The organism is Acidobacteriota bacterium (genome assembly GCA_016713675.1).
Classification (GTDB): domain Bacteria; phylum Acidobacteriota; class Blastocatellia; order Pyrinomonadales; family Pyrinomonadaceae; genus OLB17.
This window is the reverse complement of sequence record JADJOS010000004.1, coordinates 630,224-650,900: the sequence shown is the minus strand read 5'-3', so window position 1 is coordinate 650,900 and position 20,677 is coordinate 630,224. Positions and strand designations below refer to the sequence as shown.

General features: G+C 52.3%; 20 protein-coding genes and 1 pseudogene. 13 read left to right on the top strand and 8 right to left on the bottom strand.

The annotated features are described in order from the left end of the window. Positions 1–938: pseudogene (locus IPK01_16395) on the bottom strand (SDR family oxidoreductase). A gap of 89 nt (positions 939–1,027) precedes the next feature. Next, the gene (locus IPK01_16390; GenBank protein MBK7935017.1) at positions 1,028–3,343 is read right to left on the bottom strand and encodes a S9 family peptidase; all 2,316 of its coding nucleotides are present in this window, start codon (positions 3,341–3,343) and stop codon (positions 1,028–1,030) included. 64 nt (positions 3,344–3,407) lie between these two features. On the opposite strand from IPK01_16390, the gene IPK01_16385 reads away from it, so the two are divergent. Continuing rightward, the gene (locus IPK01_16385; protein ID MBK7935016.1) at positions 3,408–3,584 is read left to right on the top strand and encodes a hypothetical protein; all 177 of its coding nucleotides are present in this window, start codon (positions 3,408–3,410) and stop codon (positions 3,582–3,584) included. Between the two features lie 58 nt (positions 3,585–3,642). On the opposite strand, the gene typA is transcribed toward IPK01_16385, so the two are convergent. The 3 genes from typA to IPK01_16370 form a co-directional block, all read right to left on the bottom strand. Continuing rightward, a complete protein-coding gene (gene typA / locus IPK01_16380) occupies positions 3,643–5,454 on the bottom strand; it encodes a translational GTPase TypA (GenBank protein ID MBK7935015.1) in 1,812 nt (603 codons plus the stop codon). A 129-nt stretch (positions 5,455–5,583) separates the two neighbouring features. Continuing rightward, positions 5,584–6,135: a BON domain-containing protein gene (locus IPK01_16375; protein ID MBK7935014.1), complete on the bottom strand. Its 552-nt coding sequence runs from the start codon at positions 6,133–6,135 to the stop codon at positions 5,584–5,586. A 113-nt stretch (positions 6,136–6,248) separates the two neighbouring features. Next, positions 6,249–6,698: a tRNA (cytidine(34)-2'-O)-methyltransferase gene (locus IPK01_16370; GenBank protein MBK7935013.1), complete on the bottom strand. Its 450-nt coding sequence runs from the start codon at positions 6,696–6,698 to the stop codon at positions 6,249–6,251. 204 nt (positions 6,699–6,902) lie between these two features. On the opposite strand from IPK01_16370, the gene IPK01_16365 reads away from it, so the two are divergent. The 4 genes from IPK01_16365 to IPK01_16350 all read left to right on the top strand — a co-directional run bounded on the left by IPK01_16365 (position 6,903) and on the right by IPK01_16350 (position 10,641). Further along, complete coding sequence (locus tag IPK01_16365) at positions 6,903–7,742, top strand: hypothetical protein (protein MBK7935012.1); 840 nt, start codon at positions 6,903–6,905, stop codon at positions 7,740–7,742. 710 nt (positions 7,743–8,452) lie between these two features. Further along, on the top strand, positions 8,453–9,070 hold the full coding sequence (locus tag IPK01_16360) for a hypothetical protein (GenBank protein ID MBK7935011.1): 618 nt from the start codon (positions 8,453–8,455) through the stop codon (positions 9,068–9,070). 151 nt (positions 9,071–9,221) lie between these two features. After that, complete coding sequence (locus IPK01_16355) at positions 9,222–9,803, top strand: sigma-70 family RNA polymerase sigma factor (GenBank protein ID MBK7935010.1); 582 nt, start codon at positions 9,222–9,224, stop codon at positions 9,801–9,803. 7 nt (positions 9,804–9,810) lie between these two features. Continuing rightward, on the top strand, positions 9,811–10,641 hold the full coding sequence (locus IPK01_16350) for a PDZ domain-containing protein (protein ID MBK7935009.1): 831 nt from the start codon (positions 9,811–9,813) through the stop codon (positions 10,639–10,641). Here IPK01_16350 and IPK01_16345 read toward each other — a convergent pair. Continuing rightward, complete coding sequence (locus tag IPK01_16345; protein MBK7935008.1) at positions 10,638–11,438, bottom strand: hypothetical protein; 801 nt, start codon at positions 11,436–11,438, stop codon at positions 10,638–10,640. The two genes, IPK01_16350 and IPK01_16345, sit on opposite strands and share 4 nt — an antisense overlap. 10 nt (positions 11,439–11,448) lie before the next feature. Continuing rightward, complete coding sequence (locus IPK01_16340; protein ID MBK7935007.1) at positions 11,449–11,943, bottom strand: hypothetical protein; 495 nt, start codon at positions 11,941–11,943, stop codon at positions 11,449–11,451. Between the two features lie 53 nt (positions 11,944–11,996). Between IPK01_16340 and IPK01_16335 the strand changes: the two genes are divergently transcribed. From IPK01_16335 to IPK01_16300, 8 genes are all read left to right on the top strand, one after another. Next, positions 11,997–13,574 carry an amidohydrolase gene (locus tag IPK01_16335; protein MBK7935006.1) on the top strand — a complete coding sequence of 526 codons (1,578 nt, stop codon included), beginning with the start codon at positions 11,997–11,999 and terminating at the stop codon, positions 13,572–13,574. A gap of 87 nt (positions 13,575–13,661) precedes the next feature. Continuing rightward, positions 13,662–15,131 (top strand): amidohydrolase, encoded by a 1,470-nt coding sequence (locus IPK01_16330; GenBank protein MBK7935005.1) that lies wholly within the window; start codon positions 13,662–13,664, stop codon positions 15,129–15,131. 117 nt (positions 15,132–15,248) lie between these two features. Next, positions 15,249–15,773 (top strand): DUF4920 domain-containing protein, encoded by a 525-nt coding sequence (locus tag IPK01_16325; GenBank protein MBK7935004.1) that lies wholly within the window; start codon positions 15,249–15,251, stop codon positions 15,771–15,773. A gap of 100 nt (positions 15,774–15,873) precedes the next feature. Beyond that, positions 15,874–16,089 (top strand): hypothetical protein, encoded by a 216-nt coding sequence (locus IPK01_16320; protein MBK7935003.1) that lies wholly within the window; start codon positions 15,874–15,876, stop codon positions 16,087–16,089. 27 nt (positions 16,090–16,116) lie between these two features. Beyond that, positions 16,117–16,872 carry a carboxypeptidase regulatory-like domain-containing protein gene (locus IPK01_16315; protein MBK7935002.1) on the top strand — a complete coding sequence of 252 codons (756 nt, stop codon included), beginning with the start codon at positions 16,117–16,119 and terminating at the stop codon, positions 16,870–16,872. Between the two features lie 84 nt (positions 16,873–16,956). After that, positions 16,957–18,054 (top strand): tRNA dihydrouridine synthase DusB, encoded by a 1,098-nt coding sequence (dusB, locus tag IPK01_16310; GenBank protein ID MBK7935001.1) that lies wholly within the window; start codon positions 16,957–16,959, stop codon positions 18,052–18,054. Between the two features lie 30 nt (positions 18,055–18,084). Continuing rightward, on the top strand, positions 18,085–18,933 hold the full coding sequence (locus IPK01_16305; protein ID MBK7935000.1) for a hypothetical protein: 849 nt from the start codon (positions 18,085–18,087) through the stop codon (positions 18,931–18,933). Between the two features lie 15 nt (positions 18,934–18,948). After that, positions 18,949–19,395, top strand: coding sequence for a hypothetical protein (locus IPK01_16300; GenBank protein ID MBK7934999.1), 447 nt, complete (start codon positions 18,949–18,951; stop codon positions 19,393–19,395). A gap of 74 nt (positions 19,396–19,469) precedes the next feature. On the opposite strand, the gene IPK01_16295 is transcribed toward IPK01_16300, so the two are convergent. Continuing rightward, positions 19,470–20,522, bottom strand: coding sequence for a peptidylprolyl isomerase (locus tag IPK01_16295; GenBank protein MBK7934998.1), 1,053 nt, complete (start codon positions 20,520–20,522; stop codon positions 19,470–19,472). Between the last annotated feature and the right edge of the window lie 155 nt (positions 20,523–20,677).

Sequence of the window (20,677 nt, the reverse complement as noted above, 5' to 3'; positions counted from 1 at the left end):
CTACGTCGCAATAGTCTGCGTAAAGTATTCTACCGTGTGCCGCAGCCCTTCGCGAAGCGGAACGGTCGGTTCCCAGCCCAATAGTGCCTTGGCTCGTTCGATATTCGGCTTTCGTTGACGCGGATCGTCCTGCGGCAGCGGAAGATATTCGATATCTATCGCTTTGCCGGTGGCGTTCGCAACTTCGTCTGCGAGCTCATTCATAGTAAATTCACCGGGGTTCCCGATATTTACGGGCATGTGGATGTCGCCACCCTCTGTGTTCATCAGGCGGATCATGCCGTCGACCAGATCACTGACATAGCAGAATGAACGTGTTTGCGAACCGTCGCCGTACATTGTCAGTTTTTCGCCGCGGAGAGCCTGCACGATAAAATTGGATACGACACGGCCGTCGTTTTCGAGCATTCGTGTCCCGTAAGTGTTGAAAATACGGATGATACGCGTATCGACAGAGCTCTGTCGATGATAGTCCATCATCAGCGTTTCGGCGACGCGTTTGCCCTCGTCATAACAGCTACGAAGGCCGATCGGGTTGACGTTGCCGTTGTACGATTCGGTCTGCGGATGCTGGTCTGGGTCGCCATAGACCTCAGACGTCGAAGCCTGTAAAATGCGGGCCTTCACACGTTTCGCCATTCCCAACATATTGATCGTGCCCATGACGTTGGTCTTGACCGTCTTGATCGGATTGTATTGGTAATGGACCGGCGACGCAGGACACGCGAGGTTGTAGATCTGGTCGACCTCAAGCAGGATCGGCTCGGTCACGTCGTGACGAACAAGCTCGAACGCCTTGTTGCCGAGTAAATGGGCAATATTCGCCTTTCGTCCGGTGAAAAATTGTCGAGGCAGATGACCTCATTGCCTTCGTTCAATAACCTTTCGCAAAGGTGCGATCCAATAAATCCGGCTCCGCCGGTGACTAGAATTCTCATTGTTTAGATTTAACCACATAGGAACATAGACACATAGTTCGACCAAAGTGGCTACAATGTTAACTAGGTTGCCATGTAATAACACCCTCTTATTTTAAGTGCTTTTCGAAGAAAGTAAAAATCCGAGTGTATTCGTCGGTCCAGCTTTCGGGGCGTACGAAGCCGTGGTTCTCGGATGGATAGAGCATCGCTTCGAAATATTGTGTCTTGCCGAGGCGAATGAGTTTTTCGATCAATTGTACGGAATCCTGGACGTGAACGTTGTCGTCCGACATCCCGTGAAGGATCAACAGCGGACGTTCGAGTTTGTCGGCATATGAGATCGGTGACGAGCGCTTATAGGCCGCGGGGTTCTTGTCCGGAAAACCGAGACGCTGTGCCGTGTAACCGGGCGATGACGCGTAATAGTTCTTCCAATCAAACACTGACCGCAGAGCCGCTGCCGCTGCGATCCGTTCCGGCGCACGCATTGCAAGCATGCCGGCCATAAATCCGCCGTAACTGCCGCCGTAAACGCCGATGCGTTTTTGATCGACGCCGTAGTTTTTGACCATAAAATCGATGCTGTCGACGTGATCGTCCATGTCCTTGCCGCCGAGAAAATCGTAAACATCTGTCCGCCATTCGCGTCCGTAACCGGCTGAGCCGCGATAGTCGATGTCGAGCACGACATAGCCTTTCTGCGTCAGCAACTGGTTGAACATGAACTCGCGATAATAATTGTTCCAGCCATTTATCGTGTTTTGCAGATAACCCGCACCATGAACAAATATCGCCATCGGATACTTTTGCTTAGCATTGTGCCCGGCTGGCAGATAGATCTTTGCCTTGATGACCTTGCCGTCACGGGACGGGATGTCGATGAATTTTGGTTCGCTCCACGTGCGTCTCGCAAAAGCCTCGGGCGTTGTTTGGGAAAGTTGGATCGGCAGGCTAACGCCTCGGCAACGCGGACAAACCCGCTGTCCGAAAAGCTCTTCGGGCTGGTTCCAGCGGGAGCCGGAGAATATTAGATAAGGTTCGTCGCCTTGGTCATTCATCTGCGGGCCCGAGCGCATACCCTTATTGAACGATGCAAGTTTGTTGGCTCGCCCGTCCGGTAAATAGTACGCGTAGAATTCGCGTTCGGCGGTGCCGTCCTGAGTAGAAAGATAGACGATCTCGTCGGCCCCCGACGTCCATTTCGCCCACTCCACCTGCCAATTTCCTTTTGTAAGCTGCCTTACATCGACCTTTCCTGTGTAGCCTGCGGTTGACGAATTTTCCTGACGGACAACACTAGTCGGATTCGGCTCCACAGTTCGCTTTTCGAGTGTGGCGAGGTAGATATGGTTGTAGCCGTCCTTTTCGGAGCCGAAAATTACCTGGCTTGCATCTTTGGGATGCGGCTCAAAGATCGCTGACAGCGGTGCTTGCCACCTATCGTCGGTCTCGTCGGAAATGATGATCTGCCGCTCGTCTTTGCCGCCGGCGTTGTAAATGTAAAAAAGCTGCCGGCGTTTGGTGTCTTTGTCGGTTCGATCGGCGATCAAGCTGCGATTATCTGAGGCCCAAACCATTCTGCGAAAGCCGCCGACGCCCTCTTGTTTGGGAAGTTTGATCTCAAACGGCGTATCGCGGCTGCCGTCGGTCGGCGTGACAAAGAGTTTCTGTTCGGACCAACCTCGCCGCGTTGTCGGTGCCTCAGTAAACTCGCCCAGATAGTTCGGTACGAACAAAGCTTTGAATTTCGACGAATCCGAAACCGTGTATGCCAGCATTTTGCCGTCCTTTGAAACCACCCCTCCGGAAACAGATACGAACTGTGCCGGATTCGCCTCTTTGGTCAACTGCACCGTAGTTGCGTCGGCGATATTCAGGACAAAAAGATTGCCGCTTTGTTGATAAATAATGCGGTCGTTATCGACGAAGCGGGCACCGAATTCGGGCGATTGCGTTTTTGTATAACGCTTGAGCGTTGTCGTGCCGAGCATCAAAACATAAAGATCGCCGCCCTGCGAGAACAACAGCTTTTTAGAATCAGGGGACCATTCGAAATTGCCGAGAGCATTTTCGCGGGCCTTTACGAACTCGTCACGTACCGTGAGGCCGTAGTCGAGTTTGTTTTCCTTTTCGGTTCGAGCCGGAGCCGGCGGCAGGTCTCTGACTCGCAAGATAATCCTCGCATCCGCCCGGTCGGTCGATGAAAGATAAAGATCACGCGGCAATTTGCCTTCGGCGTTCCAAAGATAGATCACGCTTTTTCCATCCGGCGAAAGCTTTTCGCCCTCGACCCGCATCCCGGCGATCGACGGCTCAGCCATTATCTGCGGCACGGTCAGAGCTTGGGCGAAGGCCGTCATGGCCAGGGAAACTACAAGAACAAAAAGGCTGAACGCACGAAACGACGATGTGATGATTGTCATAAAATTCGCAGTAATCTTAAGATCCGACCTTTGTAGAATATTTCGAATCGATTATAAAGTATTTATGCCCCAAGCGCCGAAAGACAAGCCCGTTTGTGATCCGGTCGTGCCCGACGAATCGGAAAAAGAGGATTCGTGGGAAAGTGATCAGAAAAGACATGATTACTATTACGACGACTCGCACGGGTATGAGACGTACGAGCCCGAACCGGATGATGATAATGAAGATACCCGCTCATAGTTAAGGGCGTAACACCCAAGTGGAATGTTACGCCCTTATTTTCGGTCTGGTTGAACAATTATTTCTTAGGTCTTTCGTTTGCTTTCAAAACTCGTTTTCTCAAACGAATTGCTTTCGGAGTTACCTCGATCAGTTCGTCGTCGGCGATGAATTCGAGGGCGCGTTCGAGGGACATTTCGCGTTGGGGGACGAGGCGCATGGCTTCGTCGGCAGAGGTTGTACGCATGTTCGAGAGCTTCTTCTCTTTGATCGGGTTAACGTCGAGGTCGACCGCACGAGCGTTCTCGCCGACGATCATGCCTTCGTAGACCTTGATCTGCGGCTTGACGAAGAGCACGCCGCGTTCTTGCAAGTTATAAAGTGCGTATGTGTTAGTCTCGCCCATTCGGTCGCTGACGAGCGAGCCGGTCTGACGCGACTTCATCTCGCCCTGATGTTTGTCGAAACGCAGGAAGAGCGTATTGAGCAATCCCGTTCCCTTGGTTTCCGTCAAGAACTCGCCTCGGAAACCGATCAAGCCGCGTGACGGCACTTCAAATTCCAAACGCACACGGCCCGAGCCGTTATTGACCATCTTGGTCATTTGACCCTTGCGGCGGCCCATGGCTTCGGTGACAACGCCGATAAATTCGTCGGGCACGTCGATGACGACGAGCTCGATCGGTTCGAGCGTTTCACCGGTTTTCTCGTCTTTTTTGGTGATTACCTCAGGCTTTGAGACCTGAACCTCATAGCCCTCGCGACGCATCATTTCGATCAAGATCGCGAGCTGAAGCTCACCGCGGCCTGAGACCTTGAATTGCTCAGCTGCCTCGGTCTGTTCGACACGCAGTGCGACGTTTCCGAGCAATTCGCGGTCGAGTCGCTCCTTGATCTGACGCGAGGTGACGAATTTGCCGTCGATGCCTGAGAACGGCGAGGTATTCACGCCGAAGATCATCGCGATCGTCGGTTCGTCAACGTTGATAAGCGGCAAGGGTTTTGGATTGTCGGTCGAGGTGATCGTCTCGCCGATCTCAATATCGTCAAATCCAGCGAGGGCGACGATCTCGCCGGTTCCCGCTTCGGCGACGGTCGTGCGTTCGAGACCCTCAAAAACGAAGAGTTCCTTGACGCGAGTTTTAACAAATGTGCCGTCGCGTTTTGCGACCGTTACTTCCTGATTCTTGGCGATCGAGCCCGAGAAAATACGACCGATCGCAAGGCGTCCGACAAACGGATTGTAATCGATATTTGCGACCAGCAATTGCAGCGAGTCGTCACGCAGAGCGTGCGGAGCAGGGATCGTCTCGATCACTTGATCGAATAGCGGGATCAGATTTTTCGATTCATCCGCAAGATTCTTTTTGGCGATGCCGTCACGCGAGATCGAATAAAGAACAGGGAACTCGATCTGCTGATCATTGGCTCCGAGATCGATAAAGAGGTCGTAGATCTCATCCAAAACCTCCTCCGGACGCGAGTCTTGGCGGTCGATCTTGTTTACCAACGCGATGCAGGGAAGTTTTAGTTCGAGGGCCTTTCGCAATACGAAACGCGTCTGCGGTAGACAGCCCTCGGCGGCGTCGACGAGCAGCACAATTCCGTCGACCATTTTCAAAACACGCTCGACCTCACCGCCGAAATCGGCGTGGCCCGGTGTGTCAAGGATGTTAATTTTGTAGTCACCATAACGAACTGACGTGTTTTTCGCCATGATCGTGATGCCGCGCTCGCGTTCGAGATCCATCGAATCCATCACGCGGTCTACGACCGTCTCGTTGTCGCGGTGCGTACCTGATTGAGCCAACATCGCATCGACAAGCGTGGTCTTGCCATGGTCAACGTGAGCGATAATTGCGATATTGCGTATTTTCTCTGTAGCTATCATAGTTGTCTTCCCGTGCCCGAAGGCAAACGAGTATGATGACTGATTCGCGACCGAAAGGCAATTTACAAGTCTTAAAAGAAAAAGGCTGCCCTCGCGGACAGCCTTGGTCTGATCAAACCGAGGTCACAATTAACTATCTCTAGCCTTTCCAACCACCAAGTTGTTTGTCACCTGAAACACGTTGTTGATGCCTCTCGCCGTTATATAGAACAGGTTGTAATCGCCCGAATTCATGACGTTGCCTTCGAGGGTCAAACGGCCGTTTTCGACGATGATGCGGACATCGGGATTGTTTTCCCATAAATACCCGGACAGGCTGTATCTCGCAAATGTTCTGAGAGCCTGTCGGCGGATGGCGTCGTCAAAAGACGAAGGCGGCAGTTCGTCGATGGTGTTTACGACCTCGGTAACGCCGGGGGTCCGTTTTACGACGTTCGCAGCCGCACTTTTCGTTCCTAGCGAATTAACTTTCCCAGTCAGCGTGACGGTTCCACCATTCACCTGATATTTGATGATGTCAAAGACGCCATAATTCGGCAGCCCCAACAACTTTTTGTAGATCTGCTGCTCGACCGACTTGGTCGATGTCTGACTGTTTGAATAATTCTGAGCGTTCACGCCCACCACTGAAAATGAGGCGACAGCCATCGCCAGTAAAGCTAATTTTCTCACGTACTTCATAAATTTCACCACTCCTTGGGAAGAGTAATTTCAAATAACTACAGCTGTTAGACGACAACAGCCCGGAAAACGCTGTCCGAAATCGTGACGATGATATAAAGTTTTGTTTCCGCCTAGCTGATCTGGCGAACGGCTTCGTAGAGCACAATGCCGACGCTGTTTGCGAGGTTGAGGCTGCGCACATTTGTATTTGGCATCGGGATGGTGAGGCAGCGGTCGGTGTTAGCGGCCAGGAGATCTTCGGGAAGGCCCCGCGTTTCGCGGCCGAAGACGAGACAATCGCCGTCCTTGAATGACCAGTCGAAATACCGCCTCGTCGTTTTCGTTGTGATATAAAGAAACCGCGAATCCGGCAGCGCTGCGTGGAGTTCTTCGAGATCGACATGCCGGTGCAGGTCGACATGTTCCCAATAGTCGAGTCCGGAGCGTTTCAATGTGCGGTCGTCCATCCGAAATCCGGTCACGCCGACGATATGGAGTGCGGAATTCGTCGCGGCACAAAGCCGGGCGATATTACCGGTATTCGGCGGAATTTCGGGTTCGACAAGTGCAACGTGAAACATAGCGGCAAGTGTAAAACGGATAACCAAAAATGAAAACGAGAATTCGAGACGATACAGATCTTCGCTTTCTATTCTCTAAAGCATCTTTCCGAGACGAAATATCATCAATTCAAAGAGTTTAGATCGGCCTGTATACCGTAGATGACGGTTTATGTTACAATCCGCTCTTGCCTAACGTACTCAAAAATCTGGAGAATCATTTAAGTGTTTCTGCGTTCTAATATAGTTCTATCGACCGCCGTTGTCATAGTGTTTCTGGCCGTTCCGTTCTTGGGACAGGCGGACACAGAGAAAAAGGCTGACGCCAAACCTAGCCCGTCGCCTACACCGGCGCTCGCGCTAAATTCGAAAGACGGCACCAAGGTCTTTACTGCCGAGCAGATCGCGGATTCGGCGATCTTCATTTACGGATTCGGCGGCGGCCGGACCCTGCTCGATCAGATCCGAAAGACAACGACGGAACGGGGCAAGTCAGTCAGGACGAACGCTGACGGTAAGGTCGAAAATATTAGCTATACGCGGTATATTCTCCGCGGGCCGTCGCTCGCGAAAGATAAGATCAGGCTCGATCAGGAGTTCCCCAATGCCCGATATTCCCTTGTAAAGAACGAAGATGAGTTGTTCGGCGTCGTTAACAATACAAAGTTTGTACCGAGTGACGAGGCTGCAAAGAGATTTGAGGACAGTATTTTCCACGGTATCGAGGCTCTCTTGAGGTTCAAAGAGGACGAATCTAAGATCGAGCTGTCGGGCCGCGAGAAAATAATGGGTGTCGATCTCTACGTCATCGATGTGACCGATAAGAAAGACCGCAAGACGCGCTTCTACGTCAGCGTTAAATCGCTCCGCATTATGCAGCTCGATTATGAGTTCGGCGGGGTCAAATATAAACGCAAGTTTTACAACCACAACTACGCACAGGGCACGCTCGTGCCGTTCCGTTCAACACTGACCGCAAATGGCAAGGTGATCGAGGAAACTGAGATCGGCACCGTCACGTTCGGCCAGAAGGTCGAAGAAGATCTGTTCAAGTCCGCCAACTAGATCTTAATGACGTATTCGAAAAAGGGCTGTCTTTTCAGACAGCCCTTTTTTAGTTGACCGCTACTGATCTGCTCACTTGCGGAGTGCCGTGACCCATCGCGCGGTTTGGGAGAGACCAATCGTGTATTTTTCACCTCCGCGTTCGAATTGTGGTACGTACCACAATTTGATCAGCAAAATTGATGAAAATGCCGTGAAAATGCGTTCTGCGACAGTCTTTAAGGGGCCTGGCGACAGTGTTTTTGGGGGCTTGCGACACTAAAAACTAGGGTCAGCGACAATAAAAAAGACCCCCAGCGACAATCATAAAAAGGGGTATGAAAAACTGTCGCCGGCCGCTGCTGCGGTCCAATTGCGACAAAGACCCATCGCTCCCCAATATTCCCATTCAAAAGTGCGATCTCCAACATCCCATCGCCGACCCACTTCGCACCCATCGGCCCCAACTGCCCATTAACTATTCATTCGTGAAACGGCGTGGGAAATCGGGGGGAATGGCGTCTGACCTGCGATTTTTCCAATTCTTTTTGAAAGATCAAAGAGATTTCAGGTAATCGATTGCCACCTCTGCCTTGACCGCTCTGGTCCGTATGAGACCGGTTCGCTGCTCGTCCAAAATGCCCGCCCAAAAGTTCTTTTTGCAACTTTATTCGTCCTCGTTTGTGCAAGGGGGTTGACGCTCCCGAAAGAGAGAACAAAGGAGAAAATAAATGAAAAAATACGGGTATATCTGCGCGTTTTGGTTGATGCTGGCGTCGTTCGGCATCGCGGCATATGGCCAAGGTGACTCAAAACAGACGATCGATGCCAGCTACGATATTTCGCTCAAGATCGTCGTCGGCTCGAACGGAACCGGCAAGAGCGGCGATCTCGGGCAGGACCTCGCGGGTGTGTCGCGACAGCTTCGTTCGACGTTTCCATTCGCTTCGTACCGGCTGGCTGGTACATTTGTCGGTCGTATCTCGAATACCGGAAATTACGAGTACAAAAGTGTTTCAGACATTTTCGAGCCCGCAGCCGGACAGAGATATTCGCCGACATTCCTTGAGTGGAGCCTCAACAACCTCAGGAGCGGTCAAACGGCGAAGGGTGAAAACGCATTCCAGGTCCAGCAATTACGTTTTGGTGCGAGAGTGTCGGTCGTGGTAGACGGAGATGGCGGAGAGGCCGGGAAACGGGTTCCCGGTGTCAGTTACGAGTCGATCGGCCTAAGTCTCGCCCGAATCGGCCTGGCCGAAAGTACTCCGACACTGATCGGCACGATCAACCTGCCCGGAAGCGAAGGAACGATGTTTCTCGTAATGACGATTAGCCCTGCGGATCGCTGAAAAAACGGCATTTTCGCAACAAATTTGAACATCCGGCGTGATCAATTCGTGGATACGGCTTTGTCATTGAACAAGGTTCTGTTGAAAATAGTATGAAGGCAGGCTAACGGACAATTTCGAATTCAGACGCATGGAGGCTCGACGATCTTCCATGCCTGAAGCAAAACTGTCCGACCATGACCTGATCGAAGCGACCAAGAGCGGCGACGAGGCCGCTTTTGGGGAGATAATGACGCGTTATCGGAGCCCGATAACCAACTATCTCTTTAGATTTTTGAACGATTACGAAGAGGCTGTCGACCTGGCGCAGGAAACATTTGTCCGCGTGTATTTTGCCCTCGATCGTTATCACACGCAGTTTGCGTTTTCGACCTATATCTACCGCATCGCGACGAACCTGGCGATAAGTGAGATACGGCGGCGAAAACGGAGAAAGCTGATGTCGCTGACCGGATTGTTCCAGTCGGAGGAGGACAGCGATGTCGAGTTTCAGCCGCCTGATACACGCGACCTGCAGGACAAGGAGTTGATCGACGGCGAGCGCGACAAGACGATCGCCAAGGCGATCGCGAGTTTGCCCGAGAAATACCGGATACCGGTGATCTTACGCGATATCGAGGGCAAATCGTACGACGAGGTCGCCGAGATCATGCAGCTCGGATTGGGAACGACAAAATCACGCATCAGTCGTGCTCGCGGACTGCTGAAAGTGAAGCTCCAAGAGTTTTTATAGGTTAAGAATGTTAAACGAATCAGAAAATAAAGAGACACAAGCGGTCGCCGGCCTGCTCGGCTCGCTGCCGCGTGTCGAACCGCCCAACGATTTCGATTTTCGCGTAAAGGCGAGGATCGCGGCCGGACGGCCGACGCGTGCCGTATGGTTTCCTGCAGCCGCACGTGTAGCTGTTCCGCTCGGGTTGGTGTTGTCTGTAGGCGGATATTTTGGTTATCGGGCAGTTTATCAGCCGCCGGCGACCGATCAGGTGTCGGTCGCGAATGTGAGTCCTAAACCGGAGCCTGTTTTGCCGGCGACAGAAGAGGTTGTTTCCACAAACGCCGCGATCGAATCGCCCCTCGACAGCGGCCCGGGAAAGTTGGCTGTCAAGCCGCCGTCAGTTGATGACAAAATGGCAGCTTCTGTCAGATCGGACATCGACCCGCGGATCGATCCATTGAGCGGCGATCGCCGTACGGCCGGCAATTCCCGCGGCGGTTCGTTCGATGAATCGATCAAGGAAAGCAGGGCCGTTTTTCCGCGTGGATTGAATCCTCACAGTCGAGTCGTCGTAAAGCCTAAAGATTTTGATCGTCCCGGTTCGATCACTGCCCGGGACGTATTGACGCAGTTTGGAGCCGAAGTTGTCTATTCAGGAACCGGTTGGCGTGTTGCGGCCGTAAAGGACAAAAGTGCGGCACAAAGTGCGGGTCTCAAGAGCGGCGATGTCGTCGAAGCGATAAATGATCAGACCCTCGGAGAAAAGACCGCGTTCAAAGGACAATTTTCGGGGAAGAGCCTGCGTCTCAAACGCGACGGAGCGACGGTCACGATCGATCTCAGCAAGAAGCCCTAAGTATCACGCTCGGTGCTTGCCGGCGTTAGATACAATCCGACCAAATACAAGGCAAGTGCAAAGAACTGCACATACCCCGTCCCGGCCGCATAACGCGGCAGATCAAGCAGCCACGTAAACGCTTCTTTGCCCGGATTTTCGAAAATCCGCTGCAGCCAACTGCCGCTCGACGGTGCCGTAAGATTTGCCAATATAAGATATTTCACAACGAACGCCAGAGCGAACAGAGCACCTAAACTCCGCAGAAGCTTTTTAGTGTCGAACTCGGCAAACAGGTTGTTCCACAGCGTCCAAAAGAAGCAAAATCCGATCACCCAGAACGGCAGGCCTTGTTCGGGCAGCAGCGAATTGAAGATCTGAGTTGATGCGGCGAACAAGGTCAAAAGCACACCGGCATTTGCCGCGTTCTGCAGCATCGATCCGTTTTCATCAAACCAACCGTCAAGCCTGACGAGCCCCGAGCGAAAATACAAGATCAACAAGACCGCCGCGAATACAAGGCAAACAAGTGCAGGTTTGAGAAAAATGAATGCGTTGTCCAACGCTCCGAACCGAAGCCCGCCGAGCAATGTGACGGCAAGGAATATGGCCGGGAGTATGACGTAGACGAGAACCGGTTTTTGGTCTTTGGTCTTGGGTCTTGGGGCTTTGGCCGGAAGCGGACGTGATTTGATCTCGGTCAATTGCTCGTCATCGACGACCTCGATCCGGTCATCGTAGGTCGGAACATAAAGGCCTTCTTCGAATTCGTCGGGATCCGAATCAATAACGTCTTTTTTCAAAGTATCTGTTGCCATTAATTGCGTATTACTTTCGCTCCCGAGTCAGCTTCATCGGATTAAAATCATCGGGCGTGATCTTCAGGCCTTCTTCAAATTCGTTCTTGAGTTCGGCCGGCGTCTTGATCAGCAGCGTCGCGTCGGTCGTTCGAAAGCTCGGGTTTGCCGCTATCAGACGTTCAACGGCCGCGAGACCGAGTTTGAAGAGATCGTCGTCATTCGAAACTCGTCCCCAACCCTGTCGGTAATAGCTGTATGCGACATAGAACTGTGTCGCAGCGTCCCGTTTCTCAGGGTCGGCACGTTCGAGAGCGGCACGAGCGTCGGGAAATTTGTCCTGCCGGAAACTCGCAAGGCCCTGGTCGAACTCTGTTTTGTTTATCTCGTAGGTCCCCATGATCACCGAGCTTTTCGTCGTCACCTCGGCCAGTGTCTTGGGCTCGGCCCAGTAGAGAAATGTGATAAACGCCGATCCGGCAATTACGAGCGCGATGCTGAGAATATGGATATACTTTTGGTTCATTGGTATAATCGAACGGCTCAAGCAAGAATACACTTTCTCAGACGGTTTTCACTATGAAAAAGATCGCTCATTTATTTACCGCGGCTGTTGTATCGTGTTCGATCGCGAGTTCCGCAATGGGGCAAACTGTTACCGCTGACCTTGTCGTCACCAACGCCAACATTCGCACGATGGACGCTAAACGAACGGTCGTCAGATCGCTGGCGGTGTTAAACGGCAAGATCGTCGCGGTCGGATCGGACGCAGATACCAAAACGCTGATCGGCGCGAAGACGCGTGTTATCGACGCCGGCGGCAAGACCATTATTCCCGGGTTTAACGACGCTCACGTACATTTCATGGAAACGGGCTCGCAGCTTTCGTCGGTTGATCTGCGTGATGCCAAGACTCCGGCCGAGTTTGTGGAACGGATCAAGACATTCGCGGCCAAGCTGCCCAAAGGCCGCTGGATATTGGGCGGGAAGTGGGACCATGAGAATTGGACGCCGAACGCATTGCCGACAGCGGCGTTGATCGATGCCGTGACGCCGGACAATCCGGTCTTTATCGACCGTCTCGACGGCCACATGGCACTCGCAAACAGCCTCGCGATGAAAAATGCCGGAGTTACAAAAGACACGAAGGATGTCGACGGCGGGATGATCGTTCGCGACTCGAGCGGGAATCCGACCGGCGTCTTTAAGGACGCGGCGATGAACTATTTCGGCAGTGTGATCCCGGCTCCGTCATGGGAGCAGCGGATGGAATCGGCAATGGCCGCGACGGAACATGCGGCAAGCCTCGGCGTGACGAGTGTACAGGATATGTCGGCGGGGACCGATGTCGGCGTTTATCAGGAACTGGTGCGGCAGGGCAAGCTGAAAACTCGTGTTTACGGCTGCTCGACGCTGGCGGATTACAAACGGTGGGAAAATACAGGTGTGCGTTACGCATTCGGCAACGCTATGCTGCGTGTCGGCTGTTTGAAAGGCTATGCGGACGGCAGTCTAGGCTCGACGACAGCGTGGCTTTTCGAACCATATCTCGATGATCCCAAATCGACCGGCCTTGCGGGCGAGGACATTCCAAAAACGGCCGAACTCGTTCTCGGGGCAGATAAAGCCGGTTTGCAGGTCAATATCCACGCCATCGGCGACAAGGCAAACGCGACAATATTAGACATCTACGAACAGACCGCGAAAACCAACGGCCCGCGTGACCGCCGCTTTCGCATCGAACATGCGCAGCATTTGCGGCAGCAGGACATTTCACGATTCGGCAGCCTCAAGGTCGTCGCGTCGATGCAGCCTTTTCACATTATTGATGACGGACGCTGGGCATGGAAGCGGCTCGACGAAAAGCGTCTAAAGGGTACATACGCTTTCCGCACGCTGCTCGATACGAGTGCGGTTCTTGCTTTCGGGTCAGATTCGCCCGTAGCACCGCTCAATCCGCTGTTCGGCGTCTACGGTGCGGTCACACGCCGCACGCTCGACGACAAAAATCCTAACGGCTGGATACCTGAACAGAAGATCTCGGTCGACGAGGCCGTCCGTGCGTTCACCTACGGCTCGGCTTATGGTGAATTTCAGGAACAGTGGAAAGGCACGCTAGAGATCGGCAAACTCGCCGATTTTTATTATCCTTTCTGACGATATTTTTACGATCGATCCGACTAAGATCGGCGAAGTTAAGGTGTTGACGACGGTCGTTGATGGCAAGGTGGTATTTGAACGCAAGTGAGTCGTTTTGCAGTTATCTTGGCGGTGCTTTGTCTGACGGTTTCTGCCGCGGGACAAGGCACCGCCGATCTGATATTAATTAACGGCAGCGTCCGCACTCTTAACAAAAATAAGCCCTTTGCCGAGGCTGTCGCCTCATCAGACGGCAAAATTATCGCGGTAGGTACGAACGCCGAGATCCGCAAGCTGATCGGGCCGGGCACGGTCGTCATCGATGCGAAACAACGGCTCGTTCTCCCCGGCTTTAACGATGCACACGTCCATTTTACCGCGATCGGAAACCGTTTTTCGCACCTCGATCTACGCAATGCAAAGAGCGCCGATGAGGTTGTCGAAAAGATCGAGTACTATTGTCGTTTCCTGCCGAAAGGCCGATGGCTGATCGGGGCGGGGCTCGATGCGACGCGATGGAAAACTGCGGTGCTCCCCGCACTCGAACGCATCGACGCTGCAAGTCCTGACAATCCTGTTTTGCTCTATTTCGCCGACCCAAAGTCTGCTCTCATTAATTCGGCAGCTCAAAAGCGTGCTTCGACCGCGGCCGTTTCGGGCAACATCGTCCGTGGGCCGGAGCTGTCGGCCGTTCGAAATGCGATACCGAAAAACAGTGCAACGAACTTCGCCGAATTTGCCGAGACCGCGTCCAATTATGCTGCATCATTGGGCGTGACAAGCGTGCAGGATGTCCATTCTGACAACGACCTGGCGATGCTCGCGGGCCTTGCCATGGCGGGGAGGCTGAAAACACGCGTTTACGACTGCGTCGGGCTTCGGCTCTGGGAAGATACGCGTCCCGACATCAAGCGGACGATCGATGGGCAGCGGCTCGTCCGAGGCGGCTGTGTCAAATGGTACTCGGACGGATCGTCGGATGAATTGCCCGAGCTCCGGAGCCGTCTGGCCGCCGCCGACAAGGCCGGGATCCAAGTTCTGGTGCATGCCATCGGTGAAGCGGCGAATTCGAATGTGCTCGAAGCCCTCGAATACGCGTTGGCTCAGAACGGTTCGCGCGACCGACGTTCGCGGATCGAGCACGCACATTGGCTGAGGCGGCAGGATTTCCAGCGTCTGCAGAAAGCAGGCATCATCGCCTCGATGCAGCCGTTTCTTTTCTTTAATAACGGATCAACGTCAGGTGACGATCATCGGGCAATTCTAAAAAGCGGTGTGAAACTCGCCCTCGGCTCGGACGCGTCGATGGTCGACCTCAATCCGCTCCTCGGTATTCACGCGGCCGTAAATGCCGGTGACCGTTCGCTTTCCGTCGAGGATGCCGTTATCGCATACACACTCGGTTCTGCCTATGCCGAATTCCAAGAAGATCAAAAAGGCACCATCGAGGTCGGCAAACTAGCGGATCTCATCATCTTGTCGGATGATATTTTCAGGATCAAACCGGCCGAGATCGGCGGAGCGAGAGTCCTTACGACGATAGTCGGCGGTGACGTGGTTTTTCGAATGAAATAGAAGCCGAAGTGCGGTCAAACAGGCAATTGCGAAAGGAGAACGTATAGCTGGCGGTTCACACTTGCGTTTCGGCCTCTGCTATAATAACGAGAGTATCAATCTATTTGGGAGAAATTTATGAGATCAATTTTTAGTTTTGCGATCATTGTACTTGCATTTTCATTTTCAGCATTCGCTCAGGAAAAAATGGGCGGTACCAAGCCGACAGATGACGACAAGACGGCGGCGATACCGTCGGACTCGTATTTGAAACGCGGAGCACCGGTCGGCAGTGCGAAGAAGGTTTCGCTTGCCAAGGTCATGAAGGATCCGGCGAAATATGCGGGAAAAATGGTCCGCGTCGAAGGCGTGATCGTGCGTTCGTGCAAGACCGAAGGCTGCTGGGCCGAGCTTGCCCCGAAAGCGGACGCCAAGAGTGTTCGCGTTAAGATGAAAGATCACAAGTTCTTTATCCCGCTCAAATCGGAAGGAGCAATCGCTCGTGCCGAGGGTGTGTTCACTGTCAAGACGCTGAGTAAGGCCGAGGTCGATCATATGATCGAAGACGATGGTGCGAAATTCCCAAACCGCAACGCCGACGGTACCGTCAGCGAGATCTCATTCGAGGCGACCGGGATCGAGCTCAGGAAAGACGGAAAATAGTTGTTCGCGTAGTTAGTTAAGTTCGTGGTTCCGGCCGCCATGGCCTGAACCATGAACCAATACAAAATTGCCCTAAGACGTCGGCTAAGGAAAACCTCATATGATCTGGAAAATAGTAATGGTCGTCGGTATTTTGGGTGTTTTGCTCGGGTTGGCGGTAACGGGCATTTCCGTCGCTCTCCCGCTTATTAGCAGCCATACGAGTTGGGGCGAGGCAATGATCGGCATCATTCCGGGTGTTTTGGTTCTCGTCATATCGTTCTTCATCTTCGTGCTCGGGCTAATCTTTGTGATCAAGAACCGCAAGAAAGCCTGATCCCGGAATAAGCGGTCGGCTCAACTGATGAAAAGACTGATCTCCCATTCCGTCCTTGTGATGTCTTTAGCTTTTGTTTTTGCGTTGCCCTTCTACGGGCAGAAACCAAAGCCTGTGATGATCCAGGGCACACTTATCAAGTCTGACGGCAAGCCGCTGGCGTACACCGAGATCGAGCTGGTTCCGGTCGGTTCCGGCGTCGTGATCAACGATACACGGCTCTTCGGCATCACCGATCAACGCGGTCGATTCAATTTTGTTGACGTGCCTGACGGCAATTACACTCTCAGCATCAACTTCGGCGACAAGCCGACACTGCTCTCGCCATACCCGACTTACTTTCTTCCCGGTACGGCAAAACGAAGCGAAGCACAGGTTTTGGAGGTCAATTCATCCACAAAGATAGCCGGATTGATCTTCAGGCTATTGCCGCCGCTGGTCAGAAAGACGATCACGGGCAAAGTCACCTGGCCCGACGGTTCGCCGGTCCGCGGGGCCTGGATCGGAGTCGTCGATATTGAGTTTGACCTCGGCAAGTCGTTTGGAAACGCAAGATCTGACATTAACGGAATTTTCAAGGTGGATGGTTTTGTCGGCCAGCGTTATCAATTTGGGGCGATCATCTTTGAAAAACTAGTGCTTCAACCGTTCGAAGATCCGGGCGAGGTCATCGGTTTTGGTGAGACCGAGATCATCAAATTTGACGGTACTAACACCACGATCGGGATCAAAGTCCGGAGATCCAAACGAAACCAGCAAATAATGGACAAATATCTGGGTTAGATATTCAGGCTTCGTCGACCTCGATAACCACTGAACATGGATTTATCCGCATTTTTGTATGTGGTAATCTCTTGTAAGAGAAAAATGAAGCCCTTTTTTATCCGAAATATCAAGATCGATCCGCCGCTCATCCTGTCGCCCATGGCGGGCGTGACGGACTATACGTTTCGCCGATTGATCAAACGCCGCGGCGGTGTTGGCCTGGTGGTGTCTGAGTTTATATCGGTCGAGGGGTTGACGCGGCATAATCCTAAATCGAAGCGGCAGATGCGTTTTGATGAGGAAGAGAGGCCGTATGCGGTCCAGATATTTGGTGGCAAGGTCGATCGAATGGCGATGGGAGCCGAAATGGCCCAGGAGGTCGGAGCTGATATTCTCGATGTGAACTGCGGCTGCCCGGCGCCGAAGGTCGTAAAGAACGGCGGCGGTTCAGGCCTGCTGCGCGAACCGGCATTGCTCGAATCGATCCTCAAAGAGATAAAGAAAACTATTACGATACCGCTGACGCTCAAATTGAGGACCGGATATACCGAAGCTTCGATAAACGTAGTTGATATTGCCAAAATGGCGGAGCAGTGCGGCGTCGAGCATATTCAGGTCCACGGCCGAACCCGTGAGCAGGGCTATAAGGGCCTCGCGAATTGGGACGTGATCCGTTCAGTAAAAGAGGCCGTCAGCATACCGGTCTCGGGCAATGGCGACATCACGACGATCGAATACGGCATGAAAAAGTGGCGTGAGACCGGCGTTGATGGTATTTTGATCGGCCGCGGGGCGATGCAGAATCCGTGGATATTTCGGCAGTTTGCCGATGTTCTTGCCGGCGGCGAACCGTATCAGCCCGATCTGCAGGAAAAGAAGGATGTTCTGCTCGAATTTTTCTCGATGTGCCGCGAAGAGATGGCCGAGATCATCGCATTGGGAAAGATGAAGCAGCTCGCGGGGCAGTTCACCAAAGGGCTGGTCGGCGGTGCGCAGTTTCGACAGACGCTCTATCATTCGCATTCGGCCGATGAGATATTGGACAATATAACCACGTATTTCGAAACCCTCACCGAACGCGAAACGTTTGGTGACGGATTTGTCGAGGCGGATGCGGACAATGACCTGGAGTTCGAAACGTGTGAGAGTCCTTTGGTAGTGCCGACACGATCCAACGTTATCCAGGCAACGAATCTTTAGACATTTTTCGCATAACTTGAGGTAAATAAAATGAAAAGATCTTCAATCGGAATGACCATGTTTCTGATCATTGTTGGCCTACCGATGTTGATCAGTGCTCAAAAGATGAAGGCGGAAGATGTGATCACAAAACATCTGGAGTCGATCGGGACGTCCCAAGCCAGGGAAGCAACGAAAACATTGATCGCAGTCGGTATGGGCACGAGCAAATTCACCTCGACAAAGGATATCACCTTACAAGGCCGGATCGTGTTGGCCTCTGACGGGGCAAATAATCTTCTCGGGATGAACATGAACTCAAGTCTCTACGCAGGCGAGAAATTTGGTTACAACGGCAAGGACGTTTATGTGGGATTCGTAAACATGTCATCTCGCTCCGTACTCGGTAATTTCGTGCAGGCCAATAGCTCGATCGTTGCCGATGGTATGGTCGGCGGTGTGCTCACGACCTCATGGGCATTGTCACGGCTGTCCACCAACGGCGGAAAGATATCGTACGACGGGACGAAGAAGATCGGCGGAAAAGAACTTTACGCAATTGGCTATTCCCGTAAGGGCGGCGGCGATCTGGATATCACATTCTATTTTGAAAAGGATACTTTTCGTCATGTGCGGTCTGAATATAAGCGTGTTTCGTCGGCGGCAATAGGCGTGTCGCCCGAGCAATCTTCGAGATTTAGTGAAACGCGATTTTTGTTTGTTGAGGAATTTGGCGATTTTAAAGATGAGGCAGGATTAACATTACCGCACTCCTACCGCATGTTCTATTCGACGACCGGAGGGCAGGGAACCACGGGTATTCAATGGGAATTTGTACTGGATGAATTTGCCGCTAATAAAAAATTTGATCCTTCTACTTTTATCGCACCGAAAAATTGATCGCTTTCGAATAAAATGAGATACATTGTTTTCCTGATCGTGATCTTTGTGACGCCGATTGCCGCGATGGCACAGTCCTCCGGGGGCAGCGGTTTACCGGCCGGTGATGTCGGGCCGATCCGTTCGTCGGCTGCTTATGCCGAGGTTTTGCTCCGAAAGACCGAATTACAGGCCGAACTCGAAGCGGTTCTGCCGGATTACACTGAGGAAAACCCAAAGGTGATCGATGCCCGTTTTGAGATCGGCATTCTGACCCGCGACATCGATCGGATCTATGCGGTACGGCCGACAGAGGTCGGCAAGCTCACGCTGGCACTCGGCAAACTCCTTGTCAAACGGGCCGCTCTCGAGACCGAATTACAGCGATTGCAGAGAAGCTACAATAAGGACCACCCTGAGGTGAAACGGGCAAAACGCCGGATCGAGATATTTGAGAGTTCAATTAAGCAGATTTTGGGTTAGTTTCTAAGACCAAATAAAAATGGCAAAGCGAGATAAGTATCGCCTTGCCATTTTTGGTTCAATGAATGATGCGTCTAGTTGCCGGGCTTTTCCTTGCGTTCATCGGCAAAAAGGATAGGCGATACAAGCGGGCGATATGATTCGCTGATCTTGATATACGAATCACTGCGAAGCTGGGACATGAACTTTCGCTGCTCCTCGGGTGCTCGTTCGCGCATGATCTCCAGCCGGACAGCATTTTCATCGTACTGCGATTCATTACTTGCCGCAGTTCGTTCGTCGATCCGAAGGATCGTGACGCCGAGGCCGTCGATCTCGACCGGATCGGTATAACTGCCGGGCTTCAGATCTTTGATAACTTTCGCAAATCTCTCATCCAATTCTTTAACCACAACTGTGTCAGCCTTGCCCTTATTTTGAGCGGCATTTGGACGGTCGGAATTTTGCTCAACGAGCTTAACAAAATCGGCGCCATTTCTGAGCTGGCTCACCAGATCCTTTGCTTTTGCCCGAACGGCCGCTTCGTCACGCCCGGCAAAATTCAAATAGATCTCGCTAAGGGTAACAGTTTCCGGTTTGGTAAATTTCGATTTGTTCTTTTCGTAGTAGTCCTTTAACTGTTTGCCGCTCGAATCCCAATATATTTTAGCTTGTACCTCTCTCTGAATGACCTTTTCGCGAGTAGCCTGTTTCCGCCACATCTCACGCATTTCTACCGGATCGACGTTCTGCTTTCGCATCTCCTCATACAACGAGTCGAGCGTTTTGAGATCGTATTGTTTCATTATCTCGACGAAACGTTGGTTAAGCGTGGCTTCGACCTCATCGGCGACGCCGATCTCCTTGGCCTTTTGGATGAGCAGCTCTTCATTTATCAGATTAGCAATAAGTTCGCCTTGTTTGGCATCAACAGCCTTTTGGGCATCTTCGCGCTTTTCGCCGGCCTGCACCTTACCTTCAACGATGTCTTTTGCTTCGCGGCGAATTCGTGAAAGCGTAATGACGCCGTCATTTACCTGAGCAACGACCTCATCGACAACTTTCGTTTCGGTCTCCTGAGCCAATGCGGCCAGAGGGAATACAGCAAAACAAAGGCCCGCGAGCAGAATATATCTATAAAGTTTCATGAATTACTCCAAAATAGGTCAAAGAAGTTTATATCTTTACCGACCGATATTTGCAAACTATGATGCACAAAAGGGGTCTCGCGTTTATTGTCAGAAGTTACAAAAAATAGTATGAAAGTCGGCCCCATTCGATGTTTCTAACTAATAGAGGGCGA